The 3776-nt window shown below is 66.6% G+C and carries 3 protein-coding genes and 2 pseudogenes; all 5 read right to left on the bottom strand.

Annotated features, from left to right (window positions below):
* Positions 1–171, bottom strand: a pseudogene (locus ABZE94_RS20905) (ethanolamine utilization protein EutQ); the annotation flags it as partial.
* Positions 168–1496, bottom strand: coding sequence for an NAD(P)/FAD-dependent oxidoreductase (locus tag ABZE94_RS20900; protein WP_372878073.1), 1329 nt, complete (start codon positions 1494–1496; stop codon positions 168–170). The pseudogene ABZE94_RS20905 and the gene ABZE94_RS20900, both read right to left, overlap by 4 nt.
* Positions 1497–1685: 189 nt before the next feature.
* The gene (locus ABZE94_RS20895) at positions 1686–2963 is read right to left on the bottom strand and encodes an FAD-dependent oxidoreductase (RefSeq protein ID WP_372878075.1); all 1278 of its coding nucleotides are present in this window, start codon (positions 2961–2963) and stop codon (positions 1686–1688) included.
* A pseudogene (locus ABZE94_RS20890) lies at positions 2952–3116 on the bottom strand (rubredoxin); the annotation flags it as partial. The pseudogene ABZE94_RS20890 and the gene ABZE94_RS20895, both read right to left, overlap by 12 nt.
* Before the next feature lie 5 nt (positions 3117–3121).
* Positions 3122–3776 (bottom strand): aldehyde dehydrogenase family protein (locus ABZE94_RS20885; protein ID WP_372878071.1); only part of this gene is annotated, 655 nt, incomplete at its 5' end.

The following is a 3776-nucleotide window of genomic DNA, read 5'->3' as shown; positions in this document are numbered from 1 at the left end:
GACCTCGGCGCCCTCCCAGCGGGCGAAGCCGATACCGATATTCGGCGACACTTCATTGCTGATCGCGCGGGCGACAAAGGCGGCGCCGGGTGGGCCGCCACGCGGAATGAACTCCAGGTCATGGTGATCGACCAGCAGCACCGGGCCTTTCCCGGAAACGACCCGAGTCATAGCTCGCTCCGACTGTTCCACGCCGCCAGGCGAATGCGCGAACGCACGCCGAGGCCGAGGAAGGGTTCCGGCGGGTTCAGCGACGGCATGCCGGTGACCGCCTGGATATCGCGTAACTGCGCCGAATCCGCGCCCACCGCCAGATCGGCCAGCAAGGTGCCGGAGATGGTGCCCCAGGCCGCGCCGACGCCGTTGTCGCAGGCCGAGGCATAGACGCCACGTTCCAGCTCGCCGAAGAAGTTGGTGAAGTTGCGCGAGATGGCGTAGACACCGCCCCAGGTGTGGCTGAAGGGTACGTTGACCAGTTGCGGGAAGCGCGCTTGGAAGGCCTTGCGGTGATCCTCGCGCACGCTCGCACGCATCGCATCGCTGGTGCTCTGGCCGTACTTGGGCACGTGCTTGTAGGTGTTGCGGATCATCAGGCGACGGTCCTGGGTCATGCGCACCGTGGTGCCGGCGTGGTCGGCCGGGGTCAGGCCCCAATCCAGTTCGCCGCCATAGACCTGCAGTTCGCTGTCGGTCAGCGGCCGGGTCCAGCTGGCGAAGGTCATCACCGGCAACAGGCGGTTGCGCAGGAAACCGAATTCCTGGGTGAAGATGCTGGTGCCGAGCAGCAGCTGCGGGGTACGGATGCGGCCGTTATTGCCGTGCAGAATCCAGCCGCCCTGGCCATCGCGCTCCAGGCGCTGGATCGGCGACTCCTCGAGCAGCTCGACGTTGCCCGGCAACGAACCACCCAGGCCGGTGACCAGCGCCGCCGGCTGCATCAGGTAGCAGCCCGGGGTGTAGATCGCCCGACTGTAGTGCCGGCTGCCGACTACCTTGGCCAACTCCTCGCGCTCGACCCAGTGGAAGGGTTCGCCGAGCTGGCTGAGCAGGTGTTCGAAATGCTCCAGATAGGCCAGGCCGCGCGGGCCCACGGCGCCCTGGTACTTGCCGGCGTGCGACCACTGGCAATCGATGCCGTGGCGCTGGATCAGCCCCTGCAACTGGTCGATCGCGGCGCGATTGAGGCCGAGCAGGCGCTGCTTGTGCGCCGGATCCGGGTGCTCGAGGGCGAACTTGTGCGGCAGGTCGATGACGAAACCGGAGTTACGCCCCGACGCGCCGTAGCCAACGCGCTGGGCGTCGACCAGCAGGATGCGCGCCTGCGGATGGTGCTCGGCCAGCCGGCGGGCGGCGGCCAGGCCGGCAAAGCCGGCGCCGACTACCGTGAAATCGGCGCGCTGCTCGCCCTGCAAACGCGTCGCGGGCTTGGCCACAGGCAGTGCCGCGTACCAGCCGCAGCTGGCGTCGTCGTAGGGCAGGTTGATCTTCTTGCTCATGTTTGTGCCCTCAGAGGCGGTGAAAAAACCGAAGGCCGTCGCGAGGACGCCGTCGGGTGAGCGAAACAAGGCGCGCTACGTGAAAACGAGGGAGTTTGGCGAGCCAAATGACCGAAGTTTTTGCGTAGTGCAACGCAGTAGCAGCCGCCCGGCGACGGCCGCAGCAGGCAAGCGATTTTTCACAGCCTCTCAGGCCACGGCCCGTTGCGCGTTCTGACAGGATTGCAGCCAGCTGTTGCGCTGCACTTGTGCTTGACGACCGAGCAGGACGAAGCCATGCAGCGCCCCCTCGACATCGTAGAAACCGGCGCTCAGGCCATCGTCGGTAGCCGTGCAGCGCCACTCGCCGATCACACCGACGGCCGGCGGCAACAGGCACAGCGGTGCGGCTGGGGTCTTCACCGTCACCGGCATCAGCGGGTAGCTGACCGCCGTGGGCTGGCCGAGCAGGGTCTTGCTCAGGGCCTGGATGCCCTGGTTGATCGGCGCCAGGTACGGCAGCAACTGGCCGTCGATCTCGGTGCAGTCACCGAGGGCAAAGATCCCCGGCTGCGAGGTCTGCAACCGGGCGTCCACCTGGATACCGCGACCCACCGCGACCCCGGCCGTTTCGGCCAGGCCCAGGTTGGGCCGCAGGCCCACCGCGGAGAGCACCAGGTCGGCCTCCAGGCACTGACCGTCGGCGAGACTCAGGCGATAGCCCTGCTCCACCGATTCGATACGCTGCAGGGTGTTCTGCAGGTGCCAGCTCACGCCCAACTCGCCCAGGGCGTCTTGCAAGTGTTGCCCGGCTTCGACCGGTAGCAGGCGCTCCATCGGCCACTGGCCGAGGCCGATGACGCTAACCGCAAAGCCGCTGCTGGCCAGGTCGTTGGCGAACTCGCAGCCGATCAGACCGTCACCGAGGATCGCCACCCGACGCACGCCGAGCAGACGCTCACGAAAGCTGCGGTAATCATGCAAATTGTTGACGCTGAGCAGCGCCGCCGTGTCGCCCTCGATCGGCAGACGAATCGGCGCGGCACCGCTTGCCAGCACCAACTGACCGTACTCCATCTCGCCGATGTTGGTGTGCAGGCGCCGCGCCACGGCGTCGATGCGCTCGACCGTGCAATAGGGGTAGACACGGATCTTCAGGCGCTTCTCGATCGCCAGGGCCGACTCGCCCGACAACGCCGCGGCGCTCTTGCCTTGGGCCAGGCCGATGGACAGCGCCGGCTTGGAATACAGATGCCCCGACTCCTGGGTCAGTACGCGGATCTCGACCAGCGGATCGGCCCGGCGCAAGGCCTGGGCCAAGCCATAGCCGGCGTAGCCGCTGCCGATGATCACGATTGGCTGGCGCACCTGGGCGGCGGCCGGTTTTGCCGCCGGAGTTAGCGGCTGCGCCGATACTGGCGCTGCAACAGACGCTGCAACCGACGCACTGACTGCTGCGGCGGCCACCACAGGGCTGATATCGAGCATCTCGAAATCGTCCTTGCCGACGCCACACTCGGGGCATTTCCAATCTTCCGGCACATCGTCCCAACGGGTGCCGGCGAGGATGCCGTCATCCGGCCAGCCGAGCGCTTCGTCGTAGATCAAACCGCAGACTACACAGAGCCAGGTCTTGAACATTTCGTTTACTCCCCCGCTACGCGGATCGCTACGTTCTTGGTGCGCACGTAGCTGTACAAGGCTTCCTGGCCCTTTTCCCGGCCGAAACCGGACAGTCCGACACCGCCGAACGGCGTCTCGATGCCACCGGCATACCACTCATTGACGAACACCTGGCCGGCCTTGAGGCGGCGCGAGCAGCGCATGGCGCAGCTGATGTCCTGGGTGAACACGCCGGCGACCAGGCCGAATTCGGTGCCATTGGCGATGGCGATGGCCTGTTCCTCGGTATCGAAGGGGATGATCGCCAGGACCGGGCCGAACACCTCTTCCTGGGCGATGCACATCTCGGGGCTGACGTCGCGGAACACGGTCGGGCGCATGAAGTGCCCGGCGCGGTCGCTGAAGCGCTCACCACCGGTGGCCACCACCGCACCCTCATCGCTGGCACGCCGACACAGGGCTTCGATGCTGGCCAGTTGTCCGGCACTGACCACCGGAGTGAGGTCCGGGTTGTCCTGGCCGAGGCCGACGCTGAGGCCTTCGGCCAGTTTGACCACCGCCTCGACCACTTCCTCATAGATCTCGCGCTGCACCAGCAGGCGCGACATGGCCGAACAGACCTGACCGGCGTTGAAGAAGATGCCGCCCTTGACGCTGGCCAGCAGCTGCTGGCGATCG

The organism is Pseudomonas sp. (assembly GCF_041601375.1).
In the GTDB taxonomy this organism is placed as follows: Bacteria; Pseudomonadota; Gammaproteobacteria; order Pseudomonadales; family Pseudomonadaceae; genus Aquipseudomonas.
This window is presented reverse-complemented; position numbering and strand designations above follow the sequence as displayed.